A 20046-nucleotide genomic window follows, 5' to 3' on the forward strand; every position below is an offset into this window, starting at 1 on the left:
CGTCCCCGCCTGGGAGCGCTCCCACAAGGGCCCGGAGGCCTCAGGGCGCTTCGCTCTGCCGACGGACCTCCGTGCGGGCCAGTTCGACGTTGAACTGGGCACCTGCCAGGAGCGCGAGATTGGTGAACCAGATCCAGATCAGGAAGACGACCAGGCCGGCCAGCGAGCCGTACAGCCGGCTGTAGCTGCCGATGTGGGTCGCGTACAGCGCGAACCCGGCCGAGGCGACCAGCCACAGGAACGCGGCGAGCACACCACCGGGCAGCCCCTTGCGCACGCCTCGCGCGGAGCGCGGACCCGTGCTGAAGAGGACCACGATGAGGAGGACGACCAGGCAGAGCAGCACGGGCCATTTGAGGCCAGCCCAGAGGGCCTCGCCGGCCTGTGCCAGGCCCGCACTGCGTCCGAGCCAGCGCGCCAGCGGTCCGGTGAGCACCAGGGCGAAGGCGCTCGCCATCAGAAGGACGAGGAGTCCGACGGCCGTGGCCACGATGATGGGCGCCTGGCGCAGGGGCGGCCTGGTGTCCTTCACGTCGTGCATGGCGTGCATCGCCCGCCGGAAGACCGCCAGATAGCTGGAGGCGGACCACACGGCGCTCACGCTTCCCGTGGCGACGAGGAGCCAGACCGCGGTGCGTTCATGGGTCGCCGCCTCCAGGGGACGGCGCAGGGCCGTGCCGGACTCGGCCGGCGCGATGGCGGTGATGTCGGCGATCAGGGCGTCGGTCGCGCCGGGGTTGGCCAGGCCGATGACGGAGACGGTCACCAGGAGCGCCGGGAGCAGCGCGAGGATGGCGTAGTAGGTGAGGGCGGCCGCCCAGTCGGAGAGGTCGTCGTTCCACAGCGAGACGGGGGTCCGCCGCAGGGCGGTGCGCCATCGCCCGGTCGCCGCGCCGTGCCCGCACGCCGGCGGGGTCCGTTCCGCGAGGGGTGTGTCGGTCCTGCTGAGCACGCGGAATCTCCGTGGGACGTAGGAAAAGCGGATGAGCCGGGCGCCGTCCTGCCTGCGCGGACGTCCCCGGCTTCCTCCCTTTCTCTCATGCCTCGGTCCCGCGGGTGTACTCCCGGGTCGGCTCGGCCGTTCAGTCGTTCACGGCGGTGAGCAGCACCACCGCGTCCTCAAGGGCCAGCAGCCCGTGCCGCTCCTGCGAAATGGGGTGCAGTGCGCCCGCCACGAGATCCACGTCCCCGGATCCCGCCGTGAGCCGTACCGCTCCGCGCAGCACCTGGAGCGAGGCGGCGGGCGGCGCGTTGTGCTCGTCGAGGGCGGACCCCTCGGTGAGCGCGATCACCGTCTGCCGCAGTGGCGCCAGGCGCAGCAGCAGATGTGCGCTGCGTCCGTGCGCGTCGGCCCGGGCTGCGGCCAGGTGCTCGTCGGCGAGAGCGTTGAGATCATCCATACGACCACTGTGCCGCAGCCTCCGCTCCCCCGCTATTGCTCCTCGCGCAGCCAGGCCGCGGTGTCGTCGGGCAGCAGACCTGCGTCGTCCAGCGGGCCACTGGTCAGCAGGATCTCGTCATGACCGGGCAGCGCGACCGGGCCCCCGGAGAGGTTGACGACGCAGATCAGGCCGTGGGTCCGCGCGAACGCGAGGACGCCCGGTGACGAGGGGAGCCAGTCGAGCCGGCCGTCGGCGGTCCCGCCGGGGGCGGCGGCGAAGCCGGGTTCGCCCCTGCGCAGTCGCAGCGCCGCACGGTAGAGGGTGAGCATGGAACCGGGATCGGCGGCCTGCTCGTCCGCGGCGTACGAGGCCCACGACGCGGGCTGCGGCAGCCAGGGTTCCGTGAGGGACCCGAAGCCCGCGTACGGCTCGCCGGCGGACCAGGGCAGGGGCACCCGGCAGCCGTCGCGCCCCGGGTCCACGCCTCCGGAGCGCAGGTGCATGGGGTCCTGGATCCGCTCGCGGGGGATGTCGGCCTCCGGCAGTCCGAGCTCCTCGCCCTGGTAGAGGTAGACGGCGCCCGGCAGAGCCAGCGAGAGCAGGGCGGCCGCCCGTGCCCGGCGGGTGCCGAGCTCCAGGTCGGTCGGCGTGCCGAAGACCTTGGCCGCGAAGTCGAAGCCGGTCGCCTCGCGTCCGTAGCGGGTGACCGTGCGGGTCACGTCGTGGTTGCACAGCACCCAGGTGGCGGGGGCTCCCACCGGGGCGTGCTCGGCGAGCGTGTCGTCGATCGCCGAGCGCAGCAGTCCGGCGTCCCAGGGGCAGGCCAGGAAGTTGAAGTTGAAGGCGGTGTGCAGCTCGTCGGGCCGGAGGTAGCGGGCGAAGCGCTCGGAGTCCGGAAGCCAGACCTCGCCGACGAAGATGCCGTCGTAGCGGTCGGCGATGGCCCGCCACGAGCGGTAGATGTCGTGGAGTTCGTCGCGGTCGACGTACGGGTGGGGGTCGGTTCCCTTGACGAAGTCGGGCAGGGCGGGGTCCTTGGCGAGCAGGGCCGCCGAGTCGATCCTTACGCCGGCCACGCCGCGCTCGAACCAGAAGCGCAGCACGTCCTCGTGCTCCTGGCGGACCGCCGGGTGCGCCCAGTTGAGGTCGGGCTGCCCGGGGGCGAACAGGTGCAGGTACCACTGGCCGTCGTCGGTCCTGGTCCACGGGGTGCCGCCGAATTCGGAGACCCAGTCGTTGGGCGGGATCTCCCCGTGGGCGCCGCGTCCCGCCCGGAAGTGGAAGAGCTCGCGCTCGGGGCTGCCGGGTGCGGCGGCCAGCGCCGCCGCGAACCAGCTGTGCCGGTCGGAGACGTGGTTGGGGACGATGTCGATGACGGTGCGGATGCCCAGCGCACGGGCCTCGGCGATGAGCTTCTCCGCCTCGGCGAGGTGGCCGAAGGCGGGGTCGATGACCCGGTAGTCGGCCACGTCGTAGCCGCCGTCGGCCAGCGGTGAGAGGTACCAGGGGGTGAACCACAGCGCGTCGACGCCCAGTTCGACCAGGTAGGGCAGCTTGGCCCGTACTCCCGCGAGGTCGCCGGTGCCGTCTCCGTCGCCGTCGGCGAAGCTGCGTACGTAGATCTGGTAGATGGCGGCGTCGCGCCACCACGGTGCGGTGGCCTCGGTCGGACGGATGGCTGCCACGTGGCGTTCCTTTCGGGCAGGTGGTGCTCCGCCCCCGGCCCGGGCGCGGGGCGTGCGATGCAAGGGCCGGCGGCGGAGTGCTGGTGGGAGGCGGTGGTCCGGGGTGACGTCAGCCCTTCAGGCCGCCCGCCGTGAGACCGCCCATGATGTTGCGCTGGAAGAGCAGGAAGATGAGCAGCGTCGGGACGGACGCGATGGTGAGTGCGGCGATGAGGACGTTCTGCGGCACCCCGTTGGACAGCGAGTAGATGCCGACGTTGAGGGTCTGCCTGCCCGGGTCCGGCAGGGTGAGCATGGGCCAGAGGAAGTCCTTCCAGACTCCGACCACCGCGAAGATGGACACGACGCCGAGGATCGGCCGCGAGATCGGCAGGACGATGGAGCGCAGGGTGCGCAGGGATGAGGCGCCGTCGATGGCCGCGGCGTCGAGGAGCTCCCCCGGGATGGAGTCGAAGAACCGCTTCAGCAGGAAGATGTTGAAGGCGTTGGTGACCGACGGCAGCCAGATCGCCCAGGGCGAGTTCAGGAGGTTGCGCTCGAAGATCGGCACGTCGAGGACCGTGAGGTACTGCGGTACGACGAGGACGGTCGCCGGGATCATCAGGGTGGCGAGCATCATGCCGAGGATGGCCTTGCCGAGCACCGGCCGCAGCTTGGACAGCGAGTAGGCGGCGGCCACGTCGAGGACGAGCTGGAAGGCGAGTGCCCCGAACGCGTAGTAGAGGGTGTTGAAGAGCAGCTGGGCCAGGTCCATCACGGTCCACGCCTGGGAGTAGTTCTCCGTGTGGACCGAGGAGGGGAACGCGGTGGGCGGGCTCTGTACGACCTCCTGGGCGGTCTTGAGACCGCCGGTGACCATCCAGTACAGGGGGCCGAGGAACACCAGGGTGAAGGCGACTGCCACCAGGGTGAAGACGATCCAGTAGACCGCCTTGCCCCGGGGCCGGCCGAGCTGGGCCGGTGAGATCAGGGTCCGTTGGCGGCCCTGGTCGGCGTCCCGGCGGCGGGTCCTGCGGCCGCCGGGTCCACCGGGTCCGCGCCGGGAGACAAGCGTGTTCGATGCCATCGTCGTGCTCCCGTCCTAGTCTTCGCTGCTGCGGCTGAGGCGTACGTACACCGCGGAGAACCCCGCGAGAACCACCAGCAGGAGGAGGCCGAGGGCCGCCGCTCCGCCGTAGTTGTTGAAGTTGAAGGCGTACTGGTAGATGAGGTAGACGACGGTCGTGGTGGAGCCTTCGGGGCCGGCGCCGTTGGTGAGCAGGAACGGCTCGGTGAACACCTGCATCGTCGCGATGATCTGCATGAGCAGCAGGAGCGACAGGATCAGCCGGGTCTGCGGGATGGTGACGTGCCAGACCTTGCGGAGCAGCCCCGCGCCGTCGAGCTCGGCAGCCTCGTACAGCTCCCCCGGGATGCCCTGGAGGGCGGCGAGGTAGATCAGGGTGGCCCCTCCCATGTTCATCCAGGTGGAGGCGATGACGACGGAGAGCATGGAGGTGCCGGGGTCCTGGAGCCATTGCTGGGTGGGCAGATGGAGGAATTCCAGGATGCGGTTGAAGAGCCCGTAGCCGGGGTCGTAGAAGTACTTGAAGAGCAGGACGGAGGCGACCGGCGGCAGCATGACGGGCAGGTAGACGAGCAGGCGCAGATATCCCTGCGCGTGCCGGAACTCGTTGAGCACGACGGCGACGGCGAACGGGACCACGAAGCCCAGCAGAAGCGCGAGGACGGTGAAGAGCAGGGTGTTGCGCCATGCCTGCCAGAACGCGGGGTCGTTGAAGACGTAGGTCAGGTTGGACCAGCCGGCCCACGTCGTCCTGCCGTCCTCGGTCTTCTGGAAGGCCAGGACGAATTCCCTGACCATGGGATACCAGGAGAAGAAGGAGAAACAGAGGACGGCTCCGATCAGGAATCCGTGCGCCGTGATGTTGCGGCGCACGGCGCGCACGAACTCCTCGCGGGCAGTATCCGGCCCGGTGGGGCGTGGGTGGTGCCCGGGTGGCGGTGCGCTCGCCTTCCCGGTGGACAGGGTGGGGGCCGACATGGTCTCTCCTCGGTGCCGGTGCGTTCGCTCGCGGACGGACGGTCCGGATGCGGGGCCGGGCCCGCCCGGCCCGGCCTCCGCGCGCCCGCTACTGGTTGGCCAGGACCTGGTTGACCTGCTGCTCGGCGGTGTCGAGCAGCTTGTCGATCTCGGCGTCCTCGTTGGTCAGGACCGCGGACATCGCGTTGTCGAGGATCTTGTAGATCTCCTGGGCCTTCGGCGGCTCGGCCTTGCCCTGGACGGGGTTGTCCATGAACGCCTTGAAGTTCTCGACGGGCATGGTGGCGTTGGCGACCCGTTCGGCGTCGTCCGCCGCCTTGCTCGCGCCGAGGAAGAAGTTGGGCTGCGGCAGTCCGACCGGGAGGTTGTCGGCCTTCCTGCGGCCCCAGTCGAACTGCCCCGCCTTCGGAGTCAGGTTCTGGAAGTTCAGCCAGGCGACGGCTGCCTTGATCTTGTCGGGCGAACTGCCCTTCTTGACCATGTAGTTGTTACCGCCGAAGAGTGTGCCCTCGGCGCCGGGCATCGGGCCCATGCCGAAGTTCTCGTACTTCGCGCCCAGCTGCTGCACCATGTAGGTGATGTCGTCGGGCGCGGCGAGGAACATGCCGAGCTTGTCGGTGGCTATCTGCTTCTGCAGGTCGCCCCACTTGAGCAGCTGGGTCCGACCCATGCTGTCGTCCTCCCAGCGCATGTCGTGCAGCTGCTGGAGGACCTGCCTGCCCTTGTCGTCGTTGAACGCCGCCTTCTTGCCGCTCGCGTCCACGACGTCGCCGCCGAGGCCGTACTGTGCGGCGGTGAAGTGCCAGCCGCCGTTGTTGCCGGCGCTGTACTCACCGAAACCGGCGATGCCCTTCCCCAGCGCCGCGATCTTCTTGCTCGCGGCGCGGACCTCTTCCCAGGTCGACGGCGGGGTGTCGGGATTCAGCCCGGCCTGCGTGAACAGCTTCCGGTTGATCATGAGGCCCATGGTGTAGTTGGACGTCGGCAGCGCGTAGAGCTTGCCGTCCTTGCGGGCGACGTCGAGCACCTGGGGCTGGATGTCCTTGAGTGCCGGCACGGAGGTGTCGTTGACGTAGGCGGAGATGTCCTCGGCGCCGTCGTTGTCCAGCACCTGCTGGAGGTCGGTGAAGTAGGCGTAGAACACGTCCGGTTGCGACTTGCCCTTGAGCATGGCCGTGAAGCGCGGCGGTTCCAGGCACTGGCCGGGCGTCGACTTCCCGTTGATCCTGACGTTCGGGTACTTCTTGTTGAACGTCCTGACGTCCTCGTTCCACTCGCGCAGTTCCGCGGCCTTCGCGGCCGGCGGCATGCAGTCGATCGACAGCGTCACCTTCGCCTTCGGGTCGAGCGGCGCCGACGGATCGGACGATCCGCCGCCGGAGTCGTCGTTCCCGTCGCCGCTGCTGCTCGTGCCGCAGGAGGCAAGGGCGGTCAGGGCGAGCGCGGTGACGACGGCGGCAGCGGAGGCACGGCGGGTACGGCGAAACCCAGCACTTCTCATCGGTGGTCCCCTTCGGGCATGAGCGCGGAAGGCCTCGGCCGACTGTCTGCCGGGGCGCGGCACACTCAACCATCGAGGACAAGCGAGCGCAATATATCGCGCAGTCTTTGTAAATGTTCGACAGCATTCCGCATGTGATGAAGTGCCGGGCAAGTCGACCGCACGCCTCCACGGCACGCCCCTGCGCGGCTCGGACGGACCGATCCTGGCCCGCCGACCTTTCCGGTCAGCCATCAGCCACCCCCTCGTAGGAACGGGCGCCGTCGCACTGGGGCTCACTGGACGCAAGAGGCGAACTTCTCACCGCAAGCGGTTACGCAGGGCGGGGTGCCTCCCGAGCCCCCTCCGGACCCCGGGAAACACCCCGCTGCGCCGCCTCCGGACCCTTACGGGTTGCTGTTGATCTTGAAGGTGGAGGTGCTGTTCTTCACGTCCTGTGCGTTGCCGCTGAGCTTCAGCCCGTTGAACGTGACCTCGCCGACGGCGGGGCCCTGGCCCGCCTCCGGCATCTCGTTGGCCCAGAGCCCGAAGCCCGACTTCGCGTCGAAGGCGTCACCGCTCCTGCGCGCACCCGTGATGGAGATGTCGGTGAGCACCGTGTCCTTGATCGGGAACTGCGGCTGTCCTCCGACGTAGTTCGTCTGGAACATGATTCCGCTGTACGTCGGGTCGACGATGTCCACGTGCGAGATCCTGATGCCCTGGAAGACCTTCGATGCCGAGAAGAGCCAGATTCCGGGGAAGGTCTGCGTTCCCCAGAAATGACCGCCGGACCGCACCACCGACACGTTCTCGATCGCTGTGGGACCGGTCCCGAACCCGTTCATCGGATAGCCGAAGTCCAGCGAGCTGACCGTGATCCCGGCGTACACCAGGGTGTCGGCGATGAGGATGTTGCGGAAGGTGTTGTCGTAACCGCCGTACACGGCCACACCCGCGGCCCGCCAGGTGAGGATCGACGTGAGGTTCTCGTACACGTTGTTCTTCATGTCCGAGCCCCCGGAGTCGATCGCCGAGAACAGCGCGAAGCTGTCGTCCCCCGTGGCCCGTGCCTCGTTGTTGGTCACGTGGTTGTCCGTGGAGCCGTTGGTCATGTTGATGCCGTCGGCGAACATGTTCCGGATCCGCGAGTTCTTGATCGTGACGCTGTCGGTGTTGGCACCCCAGTAGAGGCACACCATGTGTTCGTTCCAGATGTTGTCGATCACGATGTCGGAGACGTTCGAGAAGTCGAACACCTTGCCCGGCCCGTCGATACGGGACGTGTAGTTGCCGAAGTACGCGAAGTCCGAGAACGACGAACCCTTCGCACTGACCTCCGCACGGAACCCGATGTCGGTGTTGTCCTGCGTGGGCGGGGCTCGGAACCGGGTGAACCAGGGCCCGGCGCCGGCGACCTTCACGGCCTTGCCGTAGACCTGGAACTTGCTGGAGGTGGAGTAGTCACCGGCCGGCAGATAGACGCCCCTGAGGGTCCCCGTGCTGTCCATCCTGACCTTGTCCAGGGCGTTCTGGACGTCCTGGTGGGTGAAACCGGCGGGCACGGTGTAGGTGGCCGGGTCCGGGTTCGCCACCTCGGTGACCTGTTCCAGGCTGACGAAGTCGATGGCGTAGGTGCTGGTGTTGGCCGTGTCCTTCTGCAGGCGGATCCTGCTGCCCGCCGGGACTGTCCTGCCCAGCAGGACGTTGGCCTCGTCGTAGATGTGCCGGGGCGCGCCGGAGCCTGGGTCGTTGCCCGGGCCGGTCTCGTTCCCGTAGAGCCAGGCGTACTTGGAGGTGAGGTCGATGGCCTTGAGGAACGTGCCGTCGACGTAGACGTTCAGCTTCGACTCGATGCCGCCGCCGCCCGCGGAGTCCGGGATGGAGTACCGGGTGACCAGGGTGTTGGTGGTCGCCCGGGTGGTGAACTCCACGTAGTTGCCGGTGCTGTCGAGGGTGACCGCCTTACGGCCGGACGCCTCGCCCGCGATGTCGCCGACGGTCCGGTTGGGGCCGACGACCTTCGCACCACCGCCGGCGACGCCGTCCTCGGCCTCGTACATGTCGTACGGCATGTCGGCGCCGCGTCCGACGAAGAGCGACTCCGTGCTGGTGTTGTTCGCGCGCTTCACCGGCAGCTCGTTGGCGTCGTCGGCGAGCACCACCTTCACCGTGTACGACCCGTTGGCGGCCGTCCAGGTGCCCAGGGAGACGGGTGCCGTCGTGGCGCCGGCCGCGATGGCTCCGCTGTGCGCTCCGGTGAGGGTCTTCACCGCGGCGCCCTTGGAGTCGATCAGGCTCAGGGTGATGCCGTGGCTGCCGCTCGCGGATGCCACCGAGCCCTGGTTCTTCACGGTCGCGGAGAAGGTGACCGTGTCGCCGTTCGACGGGGCCGACGGGGAGGTCGTGACCGCGCTCGCCACGAGGTCCGAGCTGGAGACCGGCTTCACGACCAGCGGGGAGGCGGCGGTGAAGCGGTTGTCGGTCTCGTTCTGCTCGATGATCTCGCCCCCCGGGTCGACCACCGCGCCGAGCGTGTAGCTGCCCGCGTCGCGTGCTCCGATGGACGCGGTGACCTGGGCGGAAGCGCCTGCGGCGAGAGCGCCCGCGGAGGCGGTTGCCACCTTGGACCCGCCGAGCTCGAAGTCCAGCTTGCCGGCGGGAGAGGCGACCGCACCCGTGTTGCGTACGGTCGCCGACAGGGTGACGGGGTCGGATTCCACCGGCGACGCGGGGGACGCCGTGACGGCCGAAACCTGAAGGTCAGGGTTGGGGGCCGGGGCGCCCAGCACCTGCAACTCGGCGACCTGACCGGCGCCGGACCCGGTGTTGGAGGTGAACTTCAGCTGGACGTCGGCCACCCGGGCCGTGACCGGGATCGTCACCGTGTTGCCCGTCGCGGGACTGAACGCGTAGTCCCTGGCGGCGGCCAGGCTGGTGAACGACGTGGCGTTCTGCTCCCGCCCGAGCACCTGGATGTTCTGGGTGCGCGCGCCCCAGCTGCTGTCGGGGTTGAGTCCGACGACGACGTTCTCGGTGTCGGCGTTGGCTCCCAGCTTGACGGTCAGCGTGTTCGGGTAGCTGCCGCCTACACCTTCCCAGTAGGTGGTGAGGGAGTTGTCGTTGGCGTTGGCCGCGACGTACGTGTGGACCACAGATGACGCGGTGATGGGCCGGGAGACGGCGAGGTTCGAGGCGGCGTTCGTCGATCCGTTGCGCGTCACGGTGTTGCTGGCGCCGGATACGTTGCCCGCCGCGTCCTTCGCGCGCACCACGTAGCTGACGGTGGTGGCCGCGGACTGGGTGTCGGTGCAGGTGGTGACATCGCCTGCGACGCTCCGGCGGAGCACGTTGCCGGCGTAGACGTCGTAGCCGGTGACGCCCTTGTTGTCGGAGGAGGCCGTCCAGGTCAGCCTGATCTGCCCGGTCGACGGCTCGGTGAAGGCCAGGCCAGAGGGGGCGGTGGGAGCCTGGGTGTCACCCGAGTCGCCCTTGCGGGTGACGGTGTTGCTGTTGCCGGACACGTTGCCCGCCGCGTCCCTCGCCCGGACGTGGTAGGAGACGCTCTCGTCGGCGGGCCGGGTGTCGGTGTAGCTGGTGACGCCCCCCGCCACCGTGGTCAGCAGCGTGTTTCCGGCGTAGATGTCATAGCCGGTGACGCCGGTGTCGTCCGAGGACGCCTTCCAGGTCAGTCTGATCTGCCCGGTGGACGGCTCGCTGCAGGCCAGGTCGCCGGGCACCGTGGGCGCCTGCGTGTCACCGGTCGTGGGGCCGTAGACCTCCAGTTCCGACAGCTGGGCTGCGGGCTGGACGGAGTTGGCGGTGACGAGCACCCGGACGTAGCGGGTGGTGGTCGCGTCGAAGGAGATCGTCGTCGACCAGCCGCCCGCGGCATTGAAGGCGTACGCCTTGGACGCCGTCAGATCACTGAACCCCGAGCCGTTGGCGCTGCCCTGGACCTTCAGCGTCTGGGTCCGCTGTTCCCAGCCGTCCGGCAGCCGGAGCACCACCCGGTCGACCCGCACCGAGGAGCCCAGATCGGCCTGGAGCCACTGCGGGAGGGCGTTGTTCCTGCTCTCCCAGTAGCTGGCGCGGTTGCCGTCGTTGCCGTTGGCTGCGACATACGTCTCGGTGTGGCTGCTCGCGGTGAGCGTCCTGCCCGCGGCGAGGTTCGCCGACGAATCCCCCGCGGCGCGGACCTCGAGCTCGGAGAGCTGGGCGTTCTGCCGGCCAGTGTTGGCCGTGATGTTCACCCGCACGAAGCGGGTCTGTGTGGCCGGGAAGGAGATCCGCACCTCGTTGGAGGCAGCGGGGCCGAAGGCGTACGCGGCGGAGGTCTTCAGGGTCGAGAAGCTGGTTCCGTCGGCGCTTCCCTGCAACGAGAGGGTCTGCTGCCTGCCCTCCCAGCTCGCGGGAAGCTTCAGCCTCACCTCGTCCACCCGGGCGGTGGAGCCGAGGTCGGTCTGCACCCACTGCGGCAGCGCGCCGCCCGTCCCCTCCCAGTACGTGCCCTGGTCGCCGTCCGTGACGTTGCGGGCGGCGTACTCGTCGCCCGCGCTGCTCGCCGCTGCGCTCCGGCCTGCGGCGATGTTGGGTCCCTCGGCAGCCGAGGCGGTGAACGACGGCCATCCGATCATCAGAAGACTGGTCGTGACCACGGCGGAAAGGCACCGCCATCTCCAGCGTTGGGCTCTCATAAGTCCCCGATCTTGGTCCTCGGCGTGGGAGACGCCGAAGACTCGACTCTGTCGGCACAGGTTTCTGCACATGCCGAGCTATGTTTTGCGCTTGACCGTCAGAGAATTGCAGAGAAGAACGAGAGCGTCCACGGTTGCGGCAGAAACCGGAACACGAAAGAGCGCAACGAGGGCCGCACAAAAGAGGGCCACGAGGCATGTTTGCGAGGACAGCCTTCCGGGTCCACTGCCATGAAAGACACCGCAAACGATGTAAAAATTTTGCACACGAATGCAAGCCACCGGAAAGCACCTGCTCCACGGCACAACGAAGAGCGGGGCCCGCTGATCGCGGGCCCCGCTCCCATGAAGCCGGCCGGGGTCAGAGACCGCCGGTGTACAGCAGCCGGTCCGGTGAACCGGAGCCGAGGCCCGTCAGGACATCCGGGGTCGCCTCACCGACGAGCCGGTCGGTGACTTCCCGCGGCGTCGCGTCGGGGTTCTGCTCCTTGTACAGGGCGGCCGCACCGGCGACGTGCGGGCCGGCCATGGACGTTCCGCTCAGCGTCGTGGAACCGCCGCCGAGGTTCGCGGACACGATGTCCACACCCGGCGCGTACAGGCCGACACAGGTGCCCCAGTTGCTGAACGTCGCCTGCCGGTCCCGGCCGTCACTGGCCCCCGCGGCGAGCACACCGCCGGCGCGCGCCGGGGAGACGTCGCAGGCGTCCTGGTCCTCGTTGCCCGCCGCGACCACGGGCAGGGTGCCCTCCGCCGCGAGCGCGTCGAACGCGTCGTCGACCGCCGCCGACGCGGGCCCGCCGAGGGAGGCGTTGACCACGGCCGGCTGCTCGGCGTTCCGGGCGATCCAGTCGAGGCCGGCGATGATCCCGGCCCATGTGCCCGAACCCTCGCAGTTGAGCACCCGCACCGGCACGAGGGAGGCCGCGGAGGCGACACCGTACGTCGCGCCGGCCACGGTCCCGGCCACGTGCGTCCCGTGGCCGTTGCAGTCCTCACCGTTGCGGCCGTCGCCGATCGCGTCGTATCCGGCACCCACCCGGCCCCCGAACTCGCTGTGGTCGGACTCGATGCCGGTGTCGAGGATGTACGCGGTCACACCCCGGCCCGTACCGTCCACGTCGTACGTGCCGTCCAACGGCAGATTCCGCTGGTCGACGCGGTCCCGCCCCCAGCTCCCCGCCGCGGCCCGCTTCGCCGCCGGCTCGGCGGCGGGCGGGGAGACGGATGCCTCGCTGTTCTCCTCGACTGCCTGGACCCCTGCCGCGCCGCGTACCCGCTCCAGCTGAGCGGGCGTCAGCGAGGCCGCGAAGCCGTGCAGGACCTTGCTGTACGTGAAGAGGGTGGCGACACCGAGCTGCTCGGCCATGGCGGCCGGCTTCTGCTCGGCGGCGACGGTGACGATGTACTGACCGGGCACCGCCCGGGCCGACTTCTGCACCGGCACAAGAGTCTCGCCGGTGTCGGCCGTGGCCGTGGTGGTGCCGGTCAGGGGGGCGATCAGCAACAGGGCGGCCGGTGCCCAGTGGGCGCGCAGGCGCATGCGTACTCCCTTGAGACGGAGGAGCGGGTCGCGGACCCGTCAGGCCCGCGACGTGCGAACACCTGACCTTTCGTCCACATCCCCGGCGGGCCTGAGCCGCGTCAGCCGGACAGCGCAACGATCAGTACCGGGGCAGGCCCATTCGGCCCAGGACATGAAAGGTTTCAACTCCTCCAGTGAGCGAAGGTAGACCGGCCGCAACTGGACGTCAACGCCTCGCACGGCAGGCTTGCGGACAGCAAGTCAGAAACAGCCCCATCGCGCCGGAAGTCTTGACAGGGACCGGTCACAACCTTAGCTTCGCAGCACTGAAACGATTCACCCTCGCATCGTTACGGAGCCGCGTTGTGATCAGCAGAAGACGACTGCTCAGCACCACCGCTGCCACCGCCGCGCTCGCCGCGGTGTCCGCACCCGCCGCCGGTGCGTCCGTACCGGGCGCGGGCCGCGCCCGCGTCACCGGGCCGACCGTCGAGTACGTGCGCCATCCGCTGGGTCTGGACACCCCGCGTCCACGACTGAGCTGGCCCATAGCGTCGGACAGTCCCGGCACGGCCCAGGCCGCCTACCAGGTGCGCGTGGCCACGGCGGTCGACGGCCTCGGGGACCCGGACGTCTGGGACAGCGGAAAGGTCGAGTCCGCGCAGTCCGTCCTCGTTCCGTACGCGGGACCCGCGCTGGCCTCCCGCACACGCTACTTCTGGTCCGTGCGGGTCTGGGACACGGACGGCCGGGCGTCCGCGTGGAGCGAGCCGTCCTGGTGGGAGACCGGACTGCTGGAGGCATCGGACTGGTCGGCTGGGTGGATCACGGCCCCCTCGGCGCTGACCGGGACGCCCGCCCTGGACGACGCCTCGTGGATCTGGTTCCCCGAAGGGGACCCCGCCGTGGAGGCCCCTGCCGCCACCCGGTGGTTCCGCGGCCGGGTGGAGGTGCCGGAGGGGGTCACCCGGGCCCGTCTCGTCATGAGCGCCGACGACGGGTTCACCGCCCGGGTGAACGGCGTGCAGGTGGCGCACACGGAGGCGGACGGCCCGGCCGAGAACTGGAAGCGCCCCGTCCTCGTGGATGTGACGTCCCGCCTCTCCCCCGGCGTCCAGGTGATCGCCGTATCGGCGGCCAATGCCGTCGCCGGCCCCGCCGGGCTTCTCGGAGCGCTGGAGCTGACGACCGCGGACGGTACGACCACCGTCGTCACCGACGCCGGCTGGCGGACCACCGACGAGGAGCCCCCGGAGGACTGGCATTCCGCCACCTACGACGACACCGCCTGGCCCGCCGCGAAGGTACTGGCCCGCTGGGGCTCCGGCCCCTGGGGCAAGGTGGTCACGGCCTACTCCCCCGCGACCCAGTTGCGCAGGGAGTTCCGGCTGGGCCGCAGACGCGTCGCGCGGGCCAGGCTCTACTCGACGGCCCTCGGCCTGTACGAGGTCTTCCTCAACGGTGAGCGCGTCGGCGAGGACCGGCTCGCCCCGGGCTGGACGGATTACGACAAGCGCGTCCAGTACCAGACGTACGACGTGACCGGCCTGCTGGCGCCGGGCGGGAACGCGCTCGGGATCACGCTGGCGACCGGCTGGTACGCGGGGAACATCGCCTGGTTCGGACCTCATCAGTACGGCGAACAGCCCGCTGCACTGGTTCAGTTGGAGGTGACCTTCAGTGACGGTTCGACCGAGCGCGTGGTGTCGGGGACCGACTGGCGCACCGCGGCCGGGCCCGTCACCGGGGCGGACCTCATGGCGGGCGAGGACTACGACGCCCGGCTGGAGACCGACGGCTGGACCCGCACCGGTTTCGACGCGTCCGGCTGGCTCGCCGCCGACCGCGTCGAAGGGGTCACGGCGGAGCTCGTCGCCGAAGTGGACGGCGCCTGCCGTGTCGAACGTGAGCTGACGGCCCGTGAGGTGACGGAGCCGAAGCCCGGGGTGTTCGTGTTCGACCTCGGCCAGAACATGGTGGGCGCCGCGCGCCTCACGGTGTCCGGACCGGCCGGGACCACGGTGCGGCTGCGGCACGCCGAGGTGCTCAACCCGGACGGCACGGTCTACACGGCCAATCTGCGCACGGCCCGCGCCACGGACACATACACCCTCAGGGGAGGTGGCAGGGAGACCTACGAGCCCCGCTTCACGTTCCACGGCTTCCGCTACGTCGAGGTGACGGGGTATCCCGGCACGCCGGGACGCGACGCGATCGTGGGCCGCGTCATCCACACCTCGGCGCCTTTCACCATGGACTTCACGACCGATGTCCCCATGCTCAACCAGCTCCACAGCAACATCACGTGGGGGCAGCGCGGCAACTTCCTCTCCATCCCGACGGACACCCCGGCACGCGACGAGCGCCTCGGCTGGACCGGCGACATCAACGTCTTCGCGCCAACCGCCGCGTACACGATGGAGTCGGCGCGCTTCCTCACCAAGTGGCTGTACGACCTGCGCGACGCCCAGACCTCCGAAGGCGCCTTCACGCACGTCGCACCCGACCTGCCTGGAGTCGGCAGTGGCGCGGCGGGCTGGGGGGACGCCGGGGTGACCGTGCCGTGGGCCCTGTACCAGGCGTACGGCGATGTGCGGGTGCTGGAGCAGTCCTGGTCCTCGATGCTCGGCTGGCTGGAGTACCTGGAGGCCCACAGCACCGGACTGCTGCGCCCGGCGGACGGCTTCGGCGACTGGCTCAACATCGAGGACGAGACGCCCAAGGACGTCGCCGCCACGGCCTACTTCGCCCACAGCGCCGATCTCGTGGCCCGGACGGCCGAGGTCCTTGGCAAGGACCCCGCGCCGTACCGGACTCTCTTCGGCCGGGTGCGCGCCGCCTTCCGCGGTGCGTACGTCTCGGCCGGCGGGCGGGTCAAGGGCGATACGCAGACGGCCTATGTGCTGGCCCTGTCCATGGATCTGCTGGCCGAGGACGACCGCGGGCCGGCGGCGGACCGCCTGGTGGCACTCATCGAGGCGAAGGGCTGGCATCTGTCGACGGGATTCCTCGGCACCCCACGGCTGCTGCCCGTGCTGACGGACACCGGCCACACGGATGTCGCCTACCGGCTGCTGCTGCAACGGACCTTCCCGAGCTGGGGCTACCAGATCGACCGGGGCGCCACCACGATGTGGGAGCGCTGGGACTCGGTCCGGCCCGACGGCAGCTTCCAGGACGCGGGGATGAACTCCTTCAACCACTACGCGTACGGCTCGGTCGGGGAATGGATGTACGCGAACATCGCGGGCATCGCCCCCGGAGCCCCCGGCTTCCGGAAGATCGTCGTGCGGCCGCGGCCGGGCGGCGGGGTGACACAGGCCGAGGGCCGCTTCGACTCACGCTACGGTCCGGTCTCCACCCGCTGGAGGAAGGACTCGGACGGCTTCGTGCTCAGGGTCGCGCTGCCCGCGAACACGACCGCCGAGGTGTGGGTGCCGGGCGGTGACGAGCGGAGTGCCGGCCGGGGCCCGGCGGCCTTCCTGCGGCAGGACGACGGGTGCGCGGTCTTCGCCGTGGGGTCGGGCACGCACCAGTTCGCGGCGGCCTCCGCCTGACAGGTACGGCGCGGGCGCTCCGGGGGGACGGTTCCCCGTCCCCCCGGAGTGCTGTGCGGCTGGGGTCCTTGGTTCGGATCAGGCAGTGGCCTGCCCGTGCGGGAAGGGCGTGGCCCCGGACGCCACGCGGAGCACGGCGACCCCCCGCGAGGGAAGGACCAGGCCGCCCCCGGCCGGCGAGGGTCCCGAGAGGACCTCACCGTCCACCGCTTCGAACACGACGGGCTCGTCCGTGCGGTTGACGAGGAACCAGTACGCGTGGGAGTCGTCGGTCCGCACGGTCAGCTCCACCTGCCCCCGCACACCGACGGGCAGTTCGCTGAGCACGCCGGCGCCGGACAGCAGGGGCCCGAGCACGTCGGGCAGCCCGTGGCTCCCCAGCCGGGTGGAGACATAGGCGGCGGAACCGCCTTCCTCGAGGGCACGCCGGGTGACGGCGGGCCGCCCCGCCTGGTCCCCGTCCTCGTAGCGCGCGAGCACCGTGACCCCGGAATCCGTCAGGTCGATCCGGTCGGTCCACAGCGTCCCGGTCAGGCCGTTGTCGAGCCGTACGTCCACGTCCTCCTGCAGCGGGCCGAACTCCTCGATGCGGATGCCCAGCAGATCGCGCAGCGCTCCGGGGTATCCGCCGAGGTGGACGTGGTCGTTCTCGTCGACGACACCCGAGTAGTAGGTGGTGGCGAGATGACCGCCGCCGCGCACATATGCGTCCAGCCGGCCGGCGAGGGCCTGGGGTACGACGTGCAGGACCGGGGCCGCCACGAAGTCGTACCCGGTGAGGTCGGCCGTGGTGGTGACGACGTCCACCCGGACGCCCAGGGCCAGGAACGCCGAGTACCAGTCGAGCGCCTCCTGCCGGTAGCGCAGCAGGGAGGACGGCTGGGAGTCGCGCTCGACGGCCCACCAGGACTCCCAGTCGTACACCAGGGCCGCGCGAGCGGGCTCCCGTACGGATCCGGTGACCGGGGTGAGCGCCTCCAGCGTCCGGCCGAGTGCGGCCACCGCGCGGAACACCTCACTGTCGGGACCGGCGTGGGGCACCATCGCTGAGTGGTGCTTCTCGGCGCCCGCCGCCGACTGGCGCCACTGGAAGAAGCAGACCGCGTCGGCGCCGTGGGCGACGTGGACGAGGGAGTCACGCGCGAGTTCGCCCTCGCGCTTGGCGACGTTGACGGGCTGCCAGTTCACCGCACTCGTCGAGTGCTCCATGAGGAACCACGGCCTGCCCCCTGCGATGGAGTGCGTGAGCGCCGCGGAGAAGGAGAGCTCGTCCAGGCGCTGGGGCCCGGGGTGGGCGTAGTGGTCGTTGGAGACGAAGTCGATCTCCTCCGCCCAGTCGGGGTAGTTCATGCCCCTGGTCTCGCCCATCACCATGAAGTTGGTGGTGACGGGGATCCGGGGGGTGATACGGCGCAGGACGTCGCGTTCGGCCCGGAGGTAGTCCTTCAGCGCGTCGGAGGAGAAGCGCTTGAAGTCGAGCTGCTGGGTGGGATTGGCGTGGCTCGCGGCCAGTCGCGGCGGCTGGATCTGGTCCCACTCCCCGTAGTACTGCGACCAGAAGGAGGTCGCCCAGGCCCGGTTGAGCTCGTCCAGTGTGCCGTAGCGGCTGCGCAGCCAGTCTCGGAAGGCCCGGGCGGCGTCGTCGGAGTAGTCGTAGATGTTGTGGCAGCCGAGCTCGTTGGAGATGTGCCAGGCGACCACGGCGGGGTGGTCCGCGTAGCGGGTGGCCATGGTCTCCACCAGCCGCAGGGCGTACGTGCGGAAGACGGGTGAGGTGGGACGCCAGTGCTGTCGCGCGCCCTGGGAGAGGGTCTCACCGGTGTGGGTGACCGGGAGGATCTCCGGGTGCAGGGTGGTGAGCCAGGGCGGCGGCGAGGCGGTGGCGGTGGCCAGGTCCACCGCGATCCCGTTGTCGTGCAGCAGATCGAGCACCTCGTCCAGCCAGGCGAAGTCCCAGCGGTCCTCGGCCGGCTGCAGGCGCGCCCAGGAGAAGATCGCGACGGAGACGATGGTGACCCCGGCCTCGCGCATCAGCCGGACGTCTTCCTTCCACACCTCTCGCGGCCACTGCTCCGGGTTGTAGTCGGCCCCGTAGGCGAAGCGCGTGGGACGGTCGTCGGAGGGCGGGCGCAGCCAGTGGCGCTCGGAGGCGGGGGTCATGATGATCCTCTCGGATACGAGGTGCGAGTACGGCATGGGGCGGCCCCCCGTCGGACGGGCGGCCGCCCCATGCCGGTTCAGCGGCGGGACGTCACTTGTTGACGTTGAAGCCCTGGTCGTTGCCGTAGGAGACGGCGGCCTTCTGCCACTCCTTGAGGCCGTCGGCCAGCTTGGTGTCGGAGACGTATGCCTTGCCGACGGAGTCGTTGAAGATGGAGTTCGCGTACACCTGGAAGGGCAGGTAGGACCAGTCCTCCGGCACCTGGCTGGCGGACAGGGCGAAGATCTCGTTCGCCTTCTGGCCACCGAAGTACGGGAAGGTGGTGTCGAGGAACGACGGGGAGGAGAGGTCGGCCGTGGTCGCGGGGAAGGCGCCGGCCTCGATGCGGGCCTGGACACCTTCCGAGTGGTTGGCGTACTCGTTGAACGCGTACGCCAGGTCCTTGTTCTTGCCCGCTTCCATCACGGCGAGGGAGCTGCCGCCGTTCTCGGAGCTGACCTCACCGCCCTTCTCCCACTGCGGGAGCGCCGCCGCGCGCCAGTCGCCCGAGGCCGACTCGACACCCGAGACGAAGTTGGCGGGCATCCAGGCGCCGGTCGCGAGGGTGGCGATGGTGCCGTCCGCGAGGCCCTTGTACCACTCGTCGCTCCAGGAGGTGACGGGCGCCAGGAGCTCCTCGTCGATGAGCTTCTGCCAGACCTCGGTGAAGGCGGTGACGCCCTTGTCGGCGGTGAGGTCGACCGTCACGTCGGTGTCGCGGGTCTTGAAGGGGGTTCCGCCGGCCTGCCAGATCATGCTGGTCGTGAAGCCGGCGTCACCGGTGTCGTTGGTTATGTAGGACTTCGGGTCCGCGGCGTGCAGGGCGCGGGCCGCCTCCAGATACTCGTCCCAGGTGGTGGGCGTCGCGATCTGGTGCTTGTCCAGCACCTTCTTGTTGTAGAAGAGCGCCATCGGGCCGGAGTCCATGGGCAGGGCGTAGACCGCGTCGTCGACGGTGACCGAGTTCCACGGTCCGGGCGAGTAGTCGTTCTTGAATTCCCCGGCGCCGTATCGGCTCAGGTCCTCGAGGGACTTGCCGAGGGCGAACTGGCCGAGGGCGTAGTACTCGACCTGCGCGACGTCCGGGACCCCGGATCCGGCCTGGACGGCGTTCTGCAGGGCGGTGTACTGGTCGTTGCCCGTACCGGCGTTGACCAGCTTCACCTTGACCTTGGGGTACTCCTTCTGGAAGTCGCTGACCACCTGCTTCAGCGTCGGTTCCCACGCCCACACCGTGATGGAACCGCCCTCCTTGAGAGCCGCCCGGAGGTCACCTCCCGATACGGTCTTGTCCGAAGCGGCGTCGTCGTCGGAGGACCCGCACGCGGTGAGGCTGAGCGCGGCCGCACACAGCAGGCCGACGCCACGCATCGCGCGTCTGGTCATGGTTCTCATAATTGCTTCACTCCGTTGTGGTGAGGGTGGTGCACGAACCGTGGAACGTCCGCACGGGGGTGCGGGGCTGGAGGGGGGTGG

Annotated in this window: 11 protein-coding genes; 1 reads left to right on the plus strand and 10 read right to left on the minus strand. The window is 69.7% G+C overall.

Annotated features, from left to right (window positions below):
* Positions 1 to 40 precede the first annotated feature (40 nt).
* From BFF76_RS00610 to BFF76_RS00645, 8 genes are all read right to left on the minus strand, one after another.
* Positions 41 to 952, minus strand: a complete 912-nt coding sequence (locus BFF76_RS00610; protein WP_031095778.1) for a YihY/virulence factor BrkB family protein — start codon at positions 950 to 952, stop codon at positions 41 to 43.
* Positions 953 to 1082: 130 nt separating this feature from the next.
* Positions 1083 to 1400, minus strand: a complete 318-nt coding sequence (locus BFF76_RS00615; protein ID WP_031095776.1) for a cupin domain-containing protein — start codon at positions 1398 to 1400, stop codon at positions 1083 to 1085.
* A 32-nt stretch (positions 1401 to 1432) separates the two neighbouring features.
* A complete protein-coding gene (locus tag BFF76_RS00620) occupies positions 1433 to 3067 on the minus strand; it encodes a glycoside hydrolase family 13 protein (RefSeq protein ID WP_065846666.1) in 1635 nt (544 codons plus the stop codon).
* 109 nt (positions 3068 to 3176) lie between these two features.
* Positions 3177 to 4133, minus strand: coding sequence for a carbohydrate ABC transporter permease (locus tag BFF76_RS00625; protein ID WP_031095771.1), 957 nt, complete (start codon positions 4131 to 4133; stop codon positions 3177 to 3179).
* A gap of 15 nt (positions 4134 to 4148) precedes the next feature.
* The gene (locus BFF76_RS00630) at positions 4149 to 5111 is read right to left on the minus strand and encodes a carbohydrate ABC transporter permease (RefSeq protein ID WP_031098886.1); all 963 of its coding nucleotides are present in this window, start codon (positions 5109 to 5111) and stop codon (positions 4149 to 4151) included.
* Positions 5112 to 5199: 88 nt separating this feature from the next.
* Entirely contained in the window at positions 5200 to 6612 is a 1413-nt protein-coding gene (locus BFF76_RS00635) for an extracellular solute-binding protein (RefSeq protein WP_031098883.1), read from the minus strand.
* A 386-nt stretch (positions 6613 to 6998) separates the two neighbouring features.
* The gene (locus BFF76_RS00640) at positions 6999 to 11288 is read right to left on the minus strand and encodes a discoidin domain-containing protein (protein ID WP_065846668.1); all 4290 of its coding nucleotides are present in this window, start codon (positions 11286 to 11288) and stop codon (positions 6999 to 7001) included.
* A gap of 361 nt (positions 11289 to 11649) precedes the next feature.
* Positions 11650 to 12831 (minus strand): S8 family peptidase, encoded by a 1182-nt coding sequence (locus BFF76_RS00645; RefSeq protein WP_065846671.1) that lies wholly within the window; start codon positions 12829 to 12831, stop codon positions 11650 to 11652.
* Between the two features lie 347 nt (positions 12832 to 13178).
* Between BFF76_RS00645 and BFF76_RS00650 the strand changes: the two genes are divergently transcribed.
* Positions 13179 to 16370, plus strand: coding sequence for an alpha-L-rhamnosidase (locus BFF76_RS00650; RefSeq protein ID WP_065846677.1), 3192 nt, complete (start codon positions 13179 to 13181; stop codon positions 16368 to 16370).
* A 78-nt stretch (positions 16371 to 16448) separates the two neighbouring features.
* Here BFF76_RS00650 and BFF76_RS00655 read toward each other — a convergent pair whose 3' ends face one another.
* Positions 16449 to 18530, minus strand: coding sequence for a beta-galactosidase (locus BFF76_RS00655; protein WP_031098872.1), 2082 nt, complete (start codon positions 18528 to 18530; stop codon positions 16449 to 16451).
* A gap of 91 nt (positions 18531 to 18621) precedes the next feature.
* Positions 18622 to 19965: an ABC transporter substrate-binding protein gene (locus tag BFF76_RS00660; protein WP_031098869.1), complete on the minus strand. Its 1344-nt coding sequence runs from the start codon at positions 19963 to 19965 to the stop codon at positions 18622 to 18624.
* Positions 19966 to 20046: the final 81 nt, after the last annotated feature.

The sequence above is a fragment of the Streptomyces mutomycini genome, assembly GCF_001700505.1.
GTDB lineage: Bacteria > Actinomycetota > Actinomycetes > Streptomycetales > Streptomycetaceae > Streptomyces > Streptomyces mutomycini.